Genomic DNA, 15,470 nt, shown 5'->3' with positions numbered 1-15,470 from the left:
CGCGTTGTGCGTTCTCAGCGGGGCGGCTCGGGCGGCGGCACCGCGCCGGCCGCCGCCTCGGGCCCCGCCACCGTGATGTCCGCGTCGCCCGCCACCTCGCCGTCCGTCCCGCCTTCCAGGCTGCGGCGGCGCGTCGCGAAGTAGATGAAGAGGGCCCACGTCACGGTTCCGAAGCTGAGCAGCGGGAGCGCCACCAGAATGACCCGAAGCGGCCACGGGTACCGAGGTGCGGCAGGGCCCGGCCATCGGATGCGCGAGCCTGCGGCGTGTCAGGGCGCGGGGACGGGGTTGCGGCGGGGTCACCCTGGTAAGACCCAGGGATGGTCGTGCTCGTCTCCCTCCTCGCGTTCCTGACGACCCTCGCCGGGGGCCTGGCGGCGATGCGGGTGCGCGACAACCGGCACCTCGTCCTCGGGCTGGCCGGCGGCCTGATGCTCGGGATCGTCGCGTTCGACCTGATCCCCGAGTCGCTGGAGCTGACGCGGCACTCCCCGTTCGGCGTCCCCGCCCCCATGATCGGTTTCGCGGCCGGGTTCCTGCTGCTGCACGTCGTGGAGCAGGCCCTGGCGATCCACCGGGCCCACGAGCACGAGTACGCCCCGCACGTGCACGCCCACGCGCACGCCGGCGGCTCCGCGGGGCTGGTCACCGCGTCCGCGCTCGTCGTGCACAGCCTGATGGACGGCGTCAGCATCGGCCTCGGCTTCCAGTCCGGGACCGAGGTGGGGATCTTCGTGGCCTTGGCCGTGATCGTGCACAAGTTCGCGGACGGGTTCAACACCGTCACCGCCGCGTCACTGAACCGCGCCGACCGCCGGCCCGCCGTCGTGCTGCTGTTCGCCAACGCCACCGCCCCGATCGCCGGGGCCGCGCTCGGCACGGTCGTGCGGGTGCCCGACGCCGTCCTCGGCCCCTACCTCGGGGGCTTCGCGGGCGTGCTGCTCTACCTGGCCGCCGCCGAGATCCTGCCGGAGGCCCACAGCGTCCACCCGCGCGTGATGACCCTGTGCGCCACCGGACTCGGGCTGACGGTCGTCCTGTTCATCGTCGGCCTGGCCCACTGAGGCGCAAAGGCAGAGGGCCGTCCGGGAGCACCCGGACGACCCTCTGTCGCCTTAGGAACGAACGTCCCTGAAGGAAATCAGCCCGTCATCGACTGCGCGAACTCGGCGTTGGACTTCAGCCACTCGTCCACGGCCTGGTCGGGCTTGCCCTTGTACTTGTTCTCCATCAGGTCCTCGAGCGTCCCGAGCTGCTCGTCGGTCATCCGGAACTTCTTCAGCCAGCCGGTGACGTCCTGCTGGTCCTCGGAGAAGCCCTCACGGGCGACGGTGTAGATGCCGTCCGGCTTGCCCATCGCGCCCTTGGGGTCCTTCAGGTCGCGGATGGGGTACTTCGCGTACGCCCAGTGAGGCCGCCACAGCGTGACGACGATGTCCTCCTTGGCGTCGATCGCCTTCTTCAGCTCGGTGAGCATGGCCGCCGTCGAGGACGTCGTCACCGTGAACTCGTCCTTGAGGCCGTACGCGGGGAGCATCTCCTCCTGCGACACCCGGTACAGGCCGGAGCTCTTCTCGATGCCGATGATCTTGCCGTCGTACTGGCCGCCCTTGCCCTTGAGGTCCTCAAGCGACTGCAGCGGCGAGTACTCCGGCACCGCGATCGTCAGCGGCGCCGAGTCGTACCAGGCGCTGACCTTCTCCAGCTTGTCGCCGTACTGCTTCCAGTAGTCCTCGTGGGTGCCGGGCAGCCAGGCGTCGAGGAACAGGTCCACGTCGCCCTTGGCCATGCCCGCGTACAGCGGGCCGGTGTCGAGGGTCTTGACCTCGACGTTGTACCCCTTGTCGGTCAGCAGCCGCTTCCACAGCTGCGTCGCGGCCTCACCCTCGGCCCAGCCCGCGACCATGCCGATCGTGATGTTCTTGTCGGTTTCGCCCCCGCCACCGGAACCGCCGGAGTCGGAGTCGCCGCATCCCGCGGCGGTCAACGCCAGCGTCAGCGACATGGCCGCAACGGCCAGGCCCTTGAACTTGAAGCGCATTCCCGTCCTTTCGTTGACTTGCATACATGGGGGGGAGCGGGACATTCGTCGGCCGGGTGGGCACGCCTACACGGCCCCCGTGGGGGCGGCGACGGCGGGCCGTGCGAACAGTGTCCGCAGGAGGCCGCTGCGGCCTCCCAGAGACCCAGTCAGGCGGTCCAGGTAGATCGCCAGGATGACGACCGCGATACCGCCCTCGAAACCCTTGGCGACGTCCACCCGGTTGATGCCCTCCAGCACCTCGCCACCGAGGCCGCCGGCGCCGACCATGCCCGCGATGACGACCATCGACAGCGACAGCATGATCAGCTGGTTGATGCCGGCCATGATCGACGGCAGGGCGAGGGGAATCTGGATCCGGGTCAGGATCCGGTTCGGCGGCGTCCCGAACGCCTCGCCCGCCTCGACCATCTCCGGGTCGACGCCGCGGATGCCGAGTTCGGTCAGCCGCACCCCCGGCGGCATCGCGAAGATCACCGTGGCGACCACCCCGGGGACGGCGCCGATGCTGAAGAAGAAGATCGCCGGGATCAGGTACACGAACGCCGGCATCGTCTGCATGAAGTCCAGGACCGGCCGGACGACCCGGCTCACCATGTCATTGCGGGCCGCCGCGATGCCGATCGGCACCGACAGCGCCGACGCCACCACCGCCGACACGATGACCAGGGCCAGGGAGTCCATCGAGGCCTCCCACAGCTCCATGCTGTCGATCAGCGCGAAGCCGAGGACTGTGAACACGCTGAGCCTCCAGCCGCTCACGAGCAGCGCCAGCAGCGCCAGCAGCAGCGTCAGCGCCAGCGGCGGCAGGACCATCAGCGTGTCCGTCAGCCCCACGACCGATGAATCGATCGCCGAACCGATCCCGTCGAACAGCCAGCCCAGGTTGTCGGTGCACCAGCCCACCAGGCTTTCGAACCATTCGCCGACCGGAGCCCGGGGCAGCTCGATCGCGCGCACGTCAGTCCTCAACGCCACTGCCCTCCTTCGTCAGCGCCAGTTCCGGCTCCTCGACGACCTCCTCCACGTGCGTGTTGATCGCCCCGAGCGCCGTCAGCAGCGTCACCCGCGGGATCACGCCGACCAGCGTTCCGTCCTCGTCCGCGACCGGCACCGGCAGGTCACTCTCGGCGCACCGGACGAACAGCTCCGCGACCGGGGTGCCGGGGGACACCGGCTCCGGATCCTCCGGGTCGATCAGCCCGTCGAGCTTCTGGACGTTGTCCTGGACCGCGTCCGCGATGACCGTGGCGCGCACCCGGCCGACCAGCTTCCGGTCGCGCCCGATCACGAACGCGGCCGAAGTCTGATGCTCGCGCATCGTGCGCAACGCCGTCCGCGGACCCGTCGTTGACAGTACCGTGACCAGCGGTTTCTCCATGACCGAGGCCGCCGTCAGCACCCTGGTACGGTCCACGTCCGCCACGAACTGCGCGACGTAGTCGTTCGCGGGGTCGGTGAGGATCTCCTCCGCCGTCCCGATCTGCACGATCCGGCCCTCCCGCATCACCGCGATGCGGTCACCGATGCGCATGGCCTCGTTCAGGTCGTGGGTGATGAAGACGATCGTCTTGCCGAACCGTCCCTGCAGATCCAGCAGCAGGTCCTGGACCTCCCGGCGGATCAGCGGGTCCAGCGCGCTGAACGCCTCGTCCATCAGGATCAGCGGAGTGCCGGTGGCGAGCGCCCGAGCCAGCCCGACGCGCTGCTTCATTCCGCCCGACAACTGCCCTGGGACCTTGTCCTCCCAGCCTTCGAGACCGACGAGTTTCAGGAACTCCCGGGCCGTCTTCTCCCGTTCTTCCCTCGGGACGCCGCGGACCTCCAGCCCGTAGGCGGCATTCGCCAGGACCGTCCGGTGAGGAAAGAGGGCGAAGTGCTGGAAGACCATGCTGACTTTGTTCTGCCGCAGGTCCCGCAGCGCCTTCGGCGACATCTTCGCGATGTCCTCGCCGTCAATCTCGACGCTGCCGGACGTGACCCCGAGCAGGCCGTTCAGCATCCGGATGAGCGTGGACTTCCCGGACCCGGACAGGCCCATGACCACGAAGATCTCACCCTCGCGGACCTCGAACGTGGCGTCCACCACCGCCGGTGTGACCCCGAGGTCACGGATCGCCTTGAGGTCGGCGCCCGCCTTGAGCTTCCGTTGGGCCTCGGCCGCCTTACGGCCGAAGAGCTTGGTGACGCTTTCCGCGCGGAGTACTGACACGATCTCCTTTCGGGTTCCCACGGCCGATCGTGGCGCGGAAACGGGTCGCGCTATCCGTCCAGGCGCCCGGACGGGACGACCTCACGCAAAGAGGCCGTCGACCAGACACCAAACCAGTGCGTCGCCCGAAACTACCCGTTCAGAGAACATGTTTCATCTTTCGGTGCTTTCCGTCACGTTCAGGTCACGAATCGAGCACGTCTTACACCCTCGTCCGATGAAAGTTCAGGTAGGAGCGCGATGGCGTGGGCCCCCGCTGGTCCTGGTACCGCGACCCGTACCGCGCCGCCCCGTACGGGTACTCCGCCGGCGAGCTCGTCCGGAACAGGCACATCTGCCCGATCTTCATCCCCGGCCACAACTTGATCGGCAACGTCGCCACGTTCGACAGCTCCAGCGTCACGTGCCCCGCGAACCCGGGATCGATCCACCCCGCCGTCGAGTGCGTGAGCAGCCCCAGCCGCCCCAGGCTGGACTTCCCCTCCAGCCGCGCCGCGAGATCGTCCGGCAGCCCGAACACCTCGTACGTCGAGGCCAGCACGAACTCCCCGGGATGCAGCACGAACGGCTCGTCGGGCTCCACCTCCAGCAGCCGCGTCAGATCGGGCTGCTCCACGGACGGATCGATGTGCGGATACCTGTGGTTCTCGAACACCCGGAACCACCGGTCCAGCCGCACGTCCACACTGGACGGCTGAACCATCCCGGGCTCATACGGGTCGATCTTCACCCGCCCAGACTCGAGCTCGGCCCTGATGTCACGATCGGAGAGCAGCACGCCAGAAAACTATCCCACCCAACCCCCACCCACGATCCGGTACAGTATCCCCAGCACGGAGGCCCACCGGGCCCCCGCACGCGGGTGTAGTTCAATGGCAGAACTTCAGCTTCCCAAGCTGACAGCGCGGGTTCGATTCCCGTCACCCGCTCCAAAGTTTCCGCAGGTCAGCGCCTCGCACAGCGCCCAGCGATCTTGCTTCAAGATCGTATGTCAACCAGATGTCAATGAGACTAGAAACGATCATGTGACATCCCGTGCCACGCAACCGGACCCCACGACCGCCCCGACCCCACCCAAAGTGGACACCTCCGTCAGCCCCTACGCCCTGCTCCTGCGCCAGCCGGCGTGAGCCCCCGCGAGGCGGACCGTCGAGTACCAAGTGCCGCGCGAGCCACTCGGCGCTACCGAAGCCAATGAGGCCAGCGGGGCCGGAGCGGCCAGAACCGCCCGGCCCCGCTGGCATCCGCGCGGGTGCTGTTCACTTCATCGGGGCGTCACCTACGGTCTGGACTGTCCGCGACCCCGCGGTCGCTCACTGCGAGGGAAGTGGGTCGAGCTTGTCGGCCTCGATGACACGGGTAGCTCCGTCCGGCCATCGGCTGGCGAGAAGTGCGAGGAGGTCGCCCCCCAGCCGTCCCTGGAGTCGAACCCAAGGGGCTCGATGGCATCGTCCAGGGGGTTCACGATCTGCAAGCATGGAGGGGCCTGATCGCATCGCACGTTGTCGGCGGCGTCGTTGAACAGATACTTCGTCTCGGGCTTGGCTGCACGGATCCAGGACACGCCGACCTTGTTGGTGAGCGCCTCAGTGAAGGCAGAGCGGAGAGGCTCGCGCGCGCCCTGCGGGGCCAGAACCACAATGGCCACCAGCTCGGCGACACGGTCGCCCTGCCGGTCCGTCTCGCGGAGTTGGGATGGACTGCCGAGGGATCGGTAGAAGTCCCTCGGATCGCCGCCGAGATCTTCGACCGAGCGTCCGTCGGGCCGACGCTTCGTTGTCTGGGTGTTGCGGTCACAGGTGCGGACCAGGCGATTCATGGATCCTCCAAGTGGGTCTCGCTGCTGACGAGCCGCAATGAAACCCGAGCGACCCAGTTCAATCACATGAGCAAAACGCGCGATGGTGATAAGTGCTCAGTAGCGCGACGTGGTGGCGTGGGCCGAGGACGCCGCAGCGCCGACGCCCGAGGGGGAGGCGGCTTCGGCTGTCGTCACTGGTGACCTCAGCTCATTGGCCAAGAACACTCACCGGCAGGTGAGGTTGGTGACATGGTGAGGCTTCGCAGAGGTAGCGAGTGGTCACGTCGTAGTGATGGGCCCGGACGAGAACTGCCTGTTCACCTGCCAAGGCACCTGCCCTGGTTCTTCCGCACCTTCGTCAGGGTCCGGGACCGATCTTGCGAACCCTCGCAGGGGTGATGAGGCCTCGGGACGTTCCTGCCGCAGGTGCTCGGCTACCCCGGGTTGCGAATCCTCGCAGGGGCGATGAGGACCTCACCGGCTCGGCAGCAGAGCTGATCCGAGCCGTGTTGCGAACCCTCGGAAGGGCGATGAGGACGCGCGCCGAGCGAGCTCCTCCTCGCCACCCAGCACTCGTTGTGAACCCTCGCAGGGGCGATGAGGACCGGGCAACATCACCAACCTCACCGCGGCCGACAACATCATGTTGCGAACCCTCGCAGGGGCGATGAGGACGGCCGCGCGCTGCATCTTCGAGCGCACCCAGCAGTTGCGAACCCTCGCAGGGGCGATGAGGACTCCGCAGCATGACCGCCCCGCACCCCATCGTCATGTTGCGAACCCTCGCAGGGGCGATGAGGACGCGTACGCCGAGGTGCAGAAGCGGCAGGCCGCCGGGTTGCGAACCCTCGCAGGGGCGATGAGGAGCCGTCCTCATTGGCGTGGACCGTGGCGCCGGGCCCCTCGTTGCGAACCCTCGCAGGGGCGATGAGGACTCCGTGACGGCCGCCACGTCAGCAGCGGCTCCGCGTTGCGAACCCTCGCAGGGGCGATGAGGACCCAGCGCCTCGCCGCGGCCGGCACCGGACGGTTCTCGTTGCGAACCCTCGCAGGGGCGATGAGGACCGGTGCGGCGCCCCCATGCACCGAGGGCAGGCGCTGCACCTGTTGCGAACCCTCGCAGGGGCGATGAGGACGACGGGTCGGCCTCCCGCTGGACATGCGCCGCCAGGCCACGTTGCGAACCCTCGCAGGGGCGATGAGGACCCCACGGTAAAGCGCCAGGTGGGCAGAGAGAAGAACAGCTTGCCTGGTGTGGAATTTGCAGCGATCCTCCGGTTGTGCTGTCGACCCCGGCGTGTCGCTGAAACGATCTTGATCAACTTCGCTCGACCTCCGAGGATCGAGACGCTACAGGGCCTCGGTCAGGACGCGAGGTTCTTTCCGCTTACCTGCGGTGTCTCGTTTCCCCGAAGGTGAAGAATCGAGCGTCACGTTTGGTGACGGAGCCGCTGCGTGTTGCGGCTACGGTCACTGTTCATGTTGATGACCTTGTTCTCGTCTCGCGGTTGGGAGTCGTGGGATGTCGCGCACCGGCCTGTGGTTCCGGAGGGGATGCCGGTGCTGGTCGATGAAGACCTTCGGTTCGATGATGGCGGCGTGCCCCGCCCGGTTACGGCGGTGAATCGGTGGTTGCGGGAGTTGCCGGCCAGCGGCTGCGCGTCGCCTCGGTCGTGGGTGACGTACGGGCGGGTGCTGCGGGATTGGCTGGAGTTCACCGGGAGCCGCGGTGTCGGCTTGTTCGACACGCGGGAGCGGCTGAAGGAGGTGCTTGGCGCCTATGCCGCGTACCGGTCGTGCGGCCCGGCGGGCTCGCGGTTCGCGGCGAGTACGTGGGCGCAGCACGTGAGCGTCCTGGGCAGCTTCTACCGGTGGGCGGTCGCCGAGGGGCACGCGGCCGCCGAGCCGTTCACCTATCGGCAGGCCCGGGGAGTCTACGGCGGGGAGCGGATGGTGAACCTGGCGGGTGCGGCGCCGACCCAAACCGCATGTGACGATCAAGTACCTGGAGCCGGACTTCGCGTCGATGTTCGTGCGGGCGCTGGCGGGTCAGCGGCCGGACGGCTCGCAGGAGGACCGGTGCCGGGGCCGGGAGCTGGCCCGCAACGCCGCCGTTGGGCGCTTGGTACTGGCGGCCGGGCTGCGGCTGCAGGAGTTCACCTGGCTGCCGGCCGCCGAGATCCCGCCGCTGCCGGAGACGCCGTGCAGCACGCCGGTGCCGTTCCCGGTGCCGGAGGGGATCGCCAAGGGCCGCAAGTTCCGGACGACGTGGATCAGCTACGAGGCGCTCGCCGAGGTGCACTGCTACCTGGAGCTGACCCGGCCGCTGTCGGTCACCGGGTCGGCGTGGCGGCCGGCTCGCGGTGAGCCGCTGCTGGTGACCGAGCCCGGTCCGGCCGGGGGGAAGATCAACGGCACCCGGGTGAGGTGGGCGGAGCTGCGGCCCGCTGAGCGGGAGCGGCTGGTCGCCCCGGACGGCGGGTCGATGCTGCTGGCCGTTCGCGGTGACGGGGGCCCGTTCAGCGCGTGGTCGAGCGTATTCGCGCGCACCTCGCAGCGGATCCGGGACTGGTATGAGCCGCGGTTCCCGCACGTGCACCCGCACCGGCTCCGGCACTCCTTCGCGATCCAGACGCTGGAACGGCTGGTCGGCGGGCATTACACGCAGGCCGCGCAGCTGGCCGCCGAGGCCGGCCACGGGGCGCTGGCTCTGTATCTTTCCAAGGCCGATCCGATGATGGTGCTGCGTGACCTTTTGGGACATTCATCGGTGTTGACCACCGAAAAGTACCTGCGTCGGATGGATATGGCCCGGATCTACCGGGAGGCGCGGGAACGCGCCGGGCACGGGATCGGGCATGGCATCGGGGTCGGGTATGGCGTCGGGCGTCGAGTCGGCCGGTCCGGACACGGTATCGATACGACCGATACGACTGGTGCGGCCGTTGGGGCGGTGAGTGCGTGATGCCCGCCGTGGTGATCAGCGACCCGCCGGGGATCCGCTGCACGTTCAGCGACGGCCGGGGCACCACGTGGCAGGCCCGGCAGGTCAGCGACCAGGTGCTGGTCTGTGATCTGCTGCACGGACTGGCGAGGATGGTGCATCCACACGGCCCGGTGGACGCGGCCAAGACCATCCGCGAGTACGGGTTCGCCATCCGCGCCTTCGCGCGGACGCTGAATGGGCTGGGGCATCGCGGCCGGTTGACCGGACTGGGCCGTGGGCGGGTGACCGAGGCGCTGCTGGGTCTGGAGCACCGGCCGGAGATGATGATCCGGCGGGTGCTGGCGGCGTGTGACCTGCATGACGCCGACCCGGGCGTCCGCGAAATAGTGCTGGGGCGGTCGTTCAGCCGGTTCCGGCCCTATGTCCACGCCGAGCCGTATAGCGAGGGTGAGTGGGCGCGGTTGCAGGCGGTCTGCCGGCAGCAGACCGATGCCGCGCTGGCCGCCTGCCGCCGGGCCGCCACGTTGGCGGCCTCGGGCCGGGATCCGCTGAGGCATGGCTGGACGGATGCGAACACCCTTCATCTGTTGTCCCGCCGCGGTCCGCTGACCGGCGTGGAATTGGCTCGGCTGACCGGGCTGTCGCGGTCGAGAGCCACCGACCTGGCCGGTGGGATACGCCGCCGTCATGCGGAACTGTTCCCGGGTATCGGGACGGTGATCGCCTATCAGCTGCTGTTGGGCTGCTACACCGGGATCGTCCCGGACGGGATCAGCGGCCTGGGTGTGGGTGACATCGACTGGGCCGGTGACGGCGTGATCCTGCTGGACTACATCAAGGGCCGCACCTGCGCCGAGAGTCTGACGCTGCCGCGCTCGGCGGTGCGGCTGTTGGAGCAGTGGCTGGAGTATTCGGCGCTGCTGCGTTCGTTCGCGGCGCCGGAGCTCCGCGACCAGCTATGGCTGCGCTGGGAACCTGCGGGCTCTGTCGGCTGCTGGCATTCCGGCAAGCCGGGCGTGGTGAGCCTGCGCAAATGGGTGGTTCGCCGGGGGTTGGTCGATGACCAGGGGCAGCCGCTGCGCATTCACCGGCACCGGATCCGCACCACCTTCCAGTCCCGCCGGGACCGGGCGGCCTGGTTCGGCAGCACCCGGGCGACGATCGATCCCAACCACAGCCCGCAGGTGGAAGGCGACTACTACCTGTCGGCGACGACGGCGGCGCAGCAGAACGCGGTCGAGGCGATCGTTGAGGACGCCCAGGCCGACCTGTTGCGCAAGGCCCGCCCGCCGGTCGTGCTGAGCGCCGAGCAGGCGGCCGACGCGGCGGCGGCTCTGCCCGCGGCCGTGGCGGGGATGGGGCTGGAGGGCACCGTGGTCGGCGAACTGGCCAGCGGCGCCCAGGACGTGTTCGCCGCGGCTTGCGCGTCGCCGCTGTCGGGGCTGCACGGCCCGGTGGGGAAGCCGTGTCCGGCGCGGCCGTGGGTCTGCCTGCTCTGCCCGCTGGCGATCTTCACCCCGCGGCACGCGGTGAACGTGATGCGGCTGAAGTCGTTGTTCGCCCGGCAGTGGCGGCAGATGCCCGCCGCCCGGTTCATGACCGTCTTCGGCCCGTATGCCCAACGCGCCGACGAGGTCATCGACGCGTTCCGCCGCCACGACCCGGCGCTGGTGGCGCACGCCACCGCCGAGGCCGGCGCGCTCGACGCCGCCGACTCCGACGCCGGGATCACCTTGCGACCCGAGGAGCGCACCTCATGACCGGCACCACGAGCGGCCAGTCGGCTGCCGGTGTTGTTGCCTGGCCGCAAGGTTCGCCGTTCGCCGGGATGGACATCTGCGCTGCCGCCGGACTCGCGCTCCGGCCAGGGGCGACCGGCCCGATCTTTGACCAGGACGTGTGGGACTTCAGCGGCGTTGCCGGGCTGCCGGCGTATCTCCAGCCGAGCTTTCGGCGCCTGGGGTTCATCTCGATCACCTATCCGGCCTGGCGGCTGGTCGCCAAGGAACACATGGCCGCGCTGCTGGTCCCGGGCCATGAGCGGGTCCGTCTCCTGCCCGGCGCCCGCCGGCATCCACTCGCCGTGACCAGCTGCGCACAGCACCTCGATCACCTGACGTGCTGGCTGAACTGGCTCACCGCCCGCGGCATCACCGGTCTCGGCGAGGTCACCAACGCTTTGTGCCAGGAGTTCGCGGCCGAACGCGCCCGGCGCACCGACGCCGACGGCACGATGATCGGCGACCGGCCCCATGCCCGATACCGGGCGCTGCAGACCGTCAGCGAGCTGGCCCGTTACCGCGACCTGTATACCGCCGATCGCTACAGCTCTGAGGTGACCGTGGCGGCCGGGGCCCCGAAGGTCCGGGGGCTGGGCCCGGTGGAGAACAGGACGCCCGTCGTTCCGGATTCGGTGTTTGGGCCGATGCTTGCCGCCGCCTTGTATGTGACCGGGGTCCTGGGGCCGCACATCACCGACCTGCTCGCCGAGCGGGCCTCGCTCCAGGTCCGCCGCCAAGAATCCACACTCAAAGATCCCAGGCGTCCTGAGGCCGTCGACGACGTGCTCAGCGTCATTGCCGGGCACGTCGCGGCCGGTCGGCCACTGGACCGGCTGCCCGAAGACCGGATCCGCGCACGGGCCCGTGAGGGCCGGATGCGCCCGGACGATCCTCTGCTGCCGGTGTCGGTGGACGCCCTGGCCCGCCAGGCCGGATACCGGCAATCGCACATGACCGCGTGGCTGCCCCGGCTACGTCCCGCCCTCGAAGACGCGGTCCGGCAGGTCGGCACCGCGCCTCCCTGGGCACACGATGCGCCCGTCGTGGACCGCGCCGACGGAAACGGCACCCTCCCCTGGACCATGCCGCTGACCGGCAAGCACGCCAGGGACCTGCACGACTACCTGCGCACCGCAGCGATCCTGGTGACCGCCGCGCTCTCCGGGATGCGCAAGAGCGAACTGTGTGAACTGACCACCGGATGCTGCCCGCCCCCGCGAGAGCTGATACCAGGGCTCGTCCGCTACCGGATCACCGGAAAGGTCATCAAACGCGCCCCACTCGGCGGAACCCCAGACGAATGGGTAGTGACCAAAGAGGTCTACGACGCCATCGCCGCCGCCACGAAGCTTCCTCGCACCGCAACCGCAGGGACCTCGCTTTTCGGCCGGTTCACCTTCTCGCTGCTCTTCCGCACCTTCCGGAACTGGGTCAACGGCCCCGCCGGGCAACGCCTCGGCTTCGAACCGATCCCGCCGGGCCAGGTCAACCTGCGCATGCTACGGCGCACCCTGGCCGTCGAGCTGGCCTATCGGCCTGGCGGTCTGCTCGCGGCCAAGATTCACCTCAAGCATGTCTCGGTGGCCACCACCGAAGGGTATGCGGCGCGGCCCGGCGGCTCCCAGGCCCGGTTCCTCGCCGAGGTCAACAAGGAAGAACACAATCGCAACCTCGCGATCATTCAGGCCGCATACTCCAACTTCCAGGACGGCATCATGCCGTCGGGACCCGGCGCCCGGGACCTGACCGCGTTGTTCGCCGACACCGCCGAAACCACGTCAGCGCGTCAGCCGCCGACGGTGATCCCCGGCGACCAGCAGGTCCGCACCATGCTCGGCAAACGCGCCAAGACACTGCACCTCGGCCCGGCGAACTACTGCTGGTTCACCGACCCGGCCAAAGCGCTGTGTCTCCGGCAGGCCGGAACCCCCGACGCCGACCAGCCACTGCTGGCGATGTGTGACTCGGCGCGCTGCCCGCAGGCCACCCACCACCCCAGCCACCGCGAGATCTGGGCCGACACCGTCACCCAACACCAGGAGTTCATCGCCACGCTGCCCCGAAGCCAGAAGACCGAAAGGGCCCGGCTGGAAGCAGAACTCGCCCGAGCCCGCCGTGTCCTTGCCGGAATCGACGCCGCCGCCTCACCCGGAAAAGGACAGCCGACATGGGACGCCTGACCAGCCACGCCCGCGCCCAGGCCGAGCAGAACATCCGCACCGCCATGGACCGGCTGCTACGCGGCGACCTCCCACCCGGTAGCCGGTGCGACATCGCGACCCTCGCCGCGCAGGCCGGCGTCACCCGCACCGGCTTCTACGCCAAAGACGGCAAACCCGGACCCTGGCAGCACCTCGCCGACGAGTTCCACCGCCAGCTCGCCGCACTCCGCGACGCAGGCGGCATCCCCGATCCGCGTGACGCCCGAATCGCCCGCCTCAAAGCCGACAACGACGCACTCCGACGCCGCCTCGCCGCACAAGAAACCGTCATCGCCGACCACACCGCATTCCGGCAACAAGCCATCTCCCGGCTCGTCGCCCAGCACGAAGAACTCCAACGCCTACGCCTACTCGCCTACGCGACAACCCCGCCCGGACGAACCCGGACACCCCCACCGCCGCGCTCAGCGTCCTGCACCCCCACCAGGAAGACACTCGGACGTGATCCTCACCACACCACAGTCCTCGAACGAGACCCGACCCGCACCGCCATCGATGCCGCCGCCCAGAACCTTCAACCCGCCGACGGAGGAATCATGAAACTGACGTTCGCGATCTGGAACACGCTCGACGGTGGCAGCGACACCGGCAGCGACGCCAGGCTCCGGCGGCAGATGGCGTTGCTCGCCACGTTCGCGCCGACGGTTGTCGGGCTGCAGGAATGCAAGCACTGGGACCGGGACTACTTCCGCACCTTCCACCTGGCCGAACAACTGCTCGGAATGCGGGTTTCCTCCGCCCGAGCGCGCACCACGGGTGCCACCCGGCGATCTTCATCCGCGAGGACGCCGGCCTGACAGTGATCGAGCAGCGGCACGAGTACGGTCACCCCTACTGGCACGGCGCCGCCCGTATCGTCGTCCAAGCGGACGGGCACCCGCCCCCCGTGCAACTGGCCAGTATCCGCTTGGCCCCTTCCAGCCCGGTGATCCGGCTCGCTGAAGCTGAAGCGCTCCTGATCGCCAAGGAACACCCCGCCATCATCGGCGGAGACTTCAACGCCCTTCCGGCCCGCGATCCCGAACCCCGCCGAGTTGAAGGACGCTCGCGGCGCAAACTCGACCGCAGACCCGCCCAAGCACTGGAAGAAGCCGGATTCATCGACGTCGGCGCCCACACCAAGGACACCACTCCCACCGTCGGGCACGACAGCGAACTGCCCTACCGCTGCGACCGGATCTACACCACCCTGCCCGCCGGCGCGATCACTGGCCACCAGATCATCACCAATGCGGACAACGAATCCGACCACCGGCCCGTCATCGCCGAATTCGACCTCGCCAACACCACACGCGACACCCAAACCACAGGCCAGTCATGAACTCGCCCGCACCACCCCCTCTGCCCACCCGCCAGCCCGCCAGCTTGGCCGAGGACGGGCACCTCACCCGGCCCACCGCAAACGAGGGAGGCGGCCGGAATGCGCCGGAAAGGGATCACGCCCCACCACCCGCCTGGACCGGCTGCTCAGCGGACTCGTTCTCAGCAATGCTGTCGGTCACCTGACGTCTCCTTGATCATCGGATCCGCCGTTAATTAGACACTCCCGCTGGCTGAGTTCGATGCGCTGTTCGCCGAGGCGGCGACCGACGTACAGCCGGCTGGGCCGGGCCGGGTGCGGATGGCGATGCGGCCCGAGCCGGATGTGGCCGGGCGGGCGGCCGAGCTGGCGGCGCGCGAAACCGGGTGCTGCTCGTTCGTCACCTTCAGCCTGACCGCGACCGGCGGTGACCTGGCCCTGCATGTCAGTGTCGGCGACCGGCACATCGAGGTCCTGGACGTGCTGGCCGCCCGCGCCACGGCGATGAGCACGGCGGCATCGGGCACCGCGACGGGGACGCGGCCGTGACCGGTCCCGGGGGCGGTTCGGGGGGCTGGTTGCGTAGCGGGCAGGTCGCGGCCGCCGCAAGGATTATCTGCAGTTGTCAAGTGCCTTTCCAGCGTGTGGGCCTGCTCCGCTGTCAGGCATGTCAGGCACGTGGTCGGCTGGGGCCTCCACTTGGGAGGCTGTCGAGACCCAAGTAGCTCTGCGTGTGTCTCGACTTCGCCATGCTGCAATCACAACAAAGCCCAAAACCCTTACAGGAAACCCCAGGTGAAAACGGATCACACCCCACTCCGCTCCGCCCCTCATTGTTGATACCGGACGCTGACGCTGGAGACGGTGGGCCAGTCGGCCTTGGCGCGGATGGTGAGCAGGTTGCTGGCTTTTGGACAGGCAGGGCTGGGGATGGCTGCGGGGTTGGGGAGGGCGCAGCCCGGGTCAAGAATGGAGGGTGAGGGGTAGGTGGGCCAGGCCGCGCAGGGCGATGCCGGGGCGTCGTTGGGGTTGCATCGCGCGGGTTATGGCGACGTAGGCGGGGCTGAGGAGGTGTTCCAGGACGATCTGGGTTTCCAGGCGGGCCAGGTGCGCGCCGAGGCAGAAGTGGATGCCGGAGGCGAAGGACAGGTGGGCGGGTTCGGGGC

General features: G+C 69.0%; 12 protein-coding genes, 1 tRNA gene, 1 pseudogene and 1 CRISPR repeat array. Of the genes and pseudogenes, 8 read left to right on the top strand and 6 right to left on the bottom strand.

Going from position 1 to position 15,470, the window contains the following annotated elements; genetic code table 11:
• Window positions 1-14 precede the first annotated feature (14 nt).
• The gene (locus E1289_RS17590) at window positions 15-194 is read right to left on the bottom strand and encodes a hypothetical protein (RefSeq protein ID WP_131981431.1); all 180 of its coding nucleotides are present in this window, start codon (window positions 192-194) and stop codon (window positions 15-17) included.
• A gap of 126 nt (window positions 195-320) precedes the next feature.
• Here E1289_RS17590 and E1289_RS17585 point away from each other — a divergent pair, with 126 nt between their 5' ends.
• On the top strand, window positions 321-1,064 hold the full coding sequence (locus E1289_RS17585; RefSeq protein ID WP_131981429.1) for a ZIP family metal transporter: 744 nt from the start codon (window positions 321-323) through the stop codon (window positions 1,062-1,064).
• 77 nt (window positions 1,065-1,141) lie between these two features.
• On the opposite strand, the gene E1289_RS17580 is transcribed toward E1289_RS17585, so the two are convergent.
• The 4 genes and pseudogenes from E1289_RS17580 to dcd form a co-directional block, all read right to left on the bottom strand.
• Window positions 1,142-2,041 (bottom strand): glycine betaine ABC transporter substrate-binding protein, encoded by a 900-nt coding sequence (locus E1289_RS17580; RefSeq protein WP_131981427.1) that lies wholly within the window; start codon window positions 2,039-2,041, stop codon window positions 1,142-1,144.
• A 66-nt stretch (window positions 2,042-2,107) separates the two neighbouring features.
• Window positions 2,108-2,830, bottom strand: a pseudogene (locus E1289_RS17575) (ABC transporter permease subunit); the annotation flags it as partial.
• Between the two features lie 172 nt (window positions 2,831-3,002).
• Window positions 3,003-4,253 (bottom strand): glycine betaine/L-proline ABC transporter ATP-binding protein, encoded by a 1,251-nt coding sequence (locus E1289_RS17570; protein ID WP_131981423.1) that lies wholly within the window; start codon window positions 4,251-4,253, stop codon window positions 3,003-3,005.
• 202 nt (window positions 4,254-4,455) lie between these two features.
• Window positions 4,456-5,031 (bottom strand): dCTP deaminase, encoded by a 576-nt coding sequence (dcd, locus tag E1289_RS17565; RefSeq protein ID WP_131981421.1) that lies wholly within the window; start codon window positions 5,029-5,031, stop codon window positions 4,456-4,458.
• An 80-nt stretch (window positions 5,032-5,111) separates the two neighbouring features.
• On the opposite strand from dcd, the gene E1289_RS17560 reads away from it, so the two are divergent.
• The 7 genes from E1289_RS17560 (at window position 5,112) to E1289_RS17525 (ending at window position 14,853) form a co-directional block, all read left to right on the top strand.
• Window positions 5,112-5,185 (top strand) — tRNA-Gly (locus E1289_RS17560).
• A gap of 1,245 nt (window positions 5,186-6,430) precedes the next feature.
• Window positions 6,431-7,260: a CRISPR direct-repeat array (repeat unit 30 nt; unit sequence GTTGCGAACCCTCGCAGGGGCGATGAGGAC).
• Window positions 7,261-8,044: 784 nt separating this feature from the next.
• The gene (locus tag E1289_RS39630; RefSeq protein WP_243712887.1) at window positions 8,045-9,019 is read left to right on the top strand and encodes a hypothetical protein; all 975 of its coding nucleotides are present in this window, start codon (window positions 8,045-8,047) and stop codon (window positions 9,017-9,019) included.
• A complete protein-coding gene (locus E1289_RS17545) occupies window positions 9,019-10,761 on the top strand; it encodes a hypothetical protein (RefSeq protein WP_131981417.1) in 1,743 nt (580 codons plus the stop codon). The genes E1289_RS39630 and E1289_RS17545 overlap by 1 nt, the downstream gene beginning before the upstream one ends.
• Window positions 10,758-12,962 carry a site-specific integrase gene (locus E1289_RS17540; RefSeq protein ID WP_131981415.1) on the top strand — a complete coding sequence of 735 codons (2,205 nt, stop codon included), beginning with the start codon at window positions 10,758-10,760 and terminating at the stop codon, window positions 12,960-12,962. The genes E1289_RS17545 and E1289_RS17540 overlap by 4 nt, the downstream gene beginning before the upstream one ends.
• Window positions 12,950-13,801, top strand: coding sequence for a hypothetical protein (locus E1289_RS39015; RefSeq protein WP_207929015.1), 852 nt, complete (start codon window positions 12,950-12,952; stop codon window positions 13,799-13,801). Before E1289_RS17540 ends, E1289_RS39015 begins: the two co-directional genes overlap by 13 nt.
• A gap of 2 nt (window positions 13,802-13,803) precedes the next feature.
• Window positions 13,804-14,325, top strand: coding sequence for an endonuclease/exonuclease/phosphatase family protein (locus E1289_RS17530; RefSeq protein ID WP_131981413.1), 522 nt, complete (start codon window positions 13,804-13,806; stop codon window positions 14,323-14,325).
• A 300-nt stretch (window positions 14,326-14,625) separates the two neighbouring features.
• A complete protein-coding gene (locus E1289_RS17525; RefSeq protein WP_207929014.1) occupies window positions 14,626-14,853 on the top strand; it encodes a hypothetical protein in 228 nt (75 codons plus the stop codon).
• Between the two features lie 414 nt (window positions 14,854-15,267).
• On the opposite strand, the gene E1289_RS40145 is transcribed toward E1289_RS17525, so the two are convergent.
• The coding region (locus E1289_RS40145; RefSeq protein WP_131981411.1) for a cytochrome P450 at window positions 15,268-15,470 on the bottom strand (203 nt) is incomplete at its 5' end.

The organism is Actinomadura sp. 6K520 (assembly GCF_004349245.1).
GTDB lineage: Bacteria > Actinomycetota > Actinomycetes > Streptosporangiales > Streptosporangiaceae > Spirillospora.
The sequence above is the reverse complement of the archived record's forward strand: the minus strand, read 5'-3'. Positions and strand labels throughout refer to the sequence as shown.

What these genes read in the sequence shown, in the direction of transcription:
- E1289_RS17585 (WP_131981429.1), top strand. Translation starts at nt 321, where the DNA reads ATGGTCGTGCTCGTCTCCCTCCTCGCGTTCCTGACGACCCTCGCCGGG.
- E1289_RS17580 (WP_131981427.1), bottom strand. Translation starts at nt 2,041, where the DNA reads ATGCGCTTCAAGTTCAAGGGCCTGGCCGTTGCGGCCATGTCGCTGACG.
- E1289_RS17545 (WP_131981417.1), top strand. Translation starts at nt 9,019, where the DNA reads ATGCCCGCCGTGGTGATCAGCGACCCGCCGGGGATCCGCTGCACGTTC.
- E1289_RS17540 (WP_131981415.1), top strand. Translation starts at nt 10,758, where the DNA reads ATGACCGGCACCACGAGCGGCCAGTCGGCTGCCGGTGTTGTTGCCTGG.
- E1289_RS39015 (WP_207929015.1), top strand. Translation starts at nt 12,950, where the DNA reads ATGGGACGCCTGACCAGCCACGCCCGCGCCCAGGCCGAGCAGAACATC.
- E1289_RS17525 (WP_207929014.1), top strand. Translation starts at nt 14,626, where the DNA reads ATGGCGATGCGGCCCGAGCCGGATGTGGCCGGGCGGGCGGCCGAGCTG.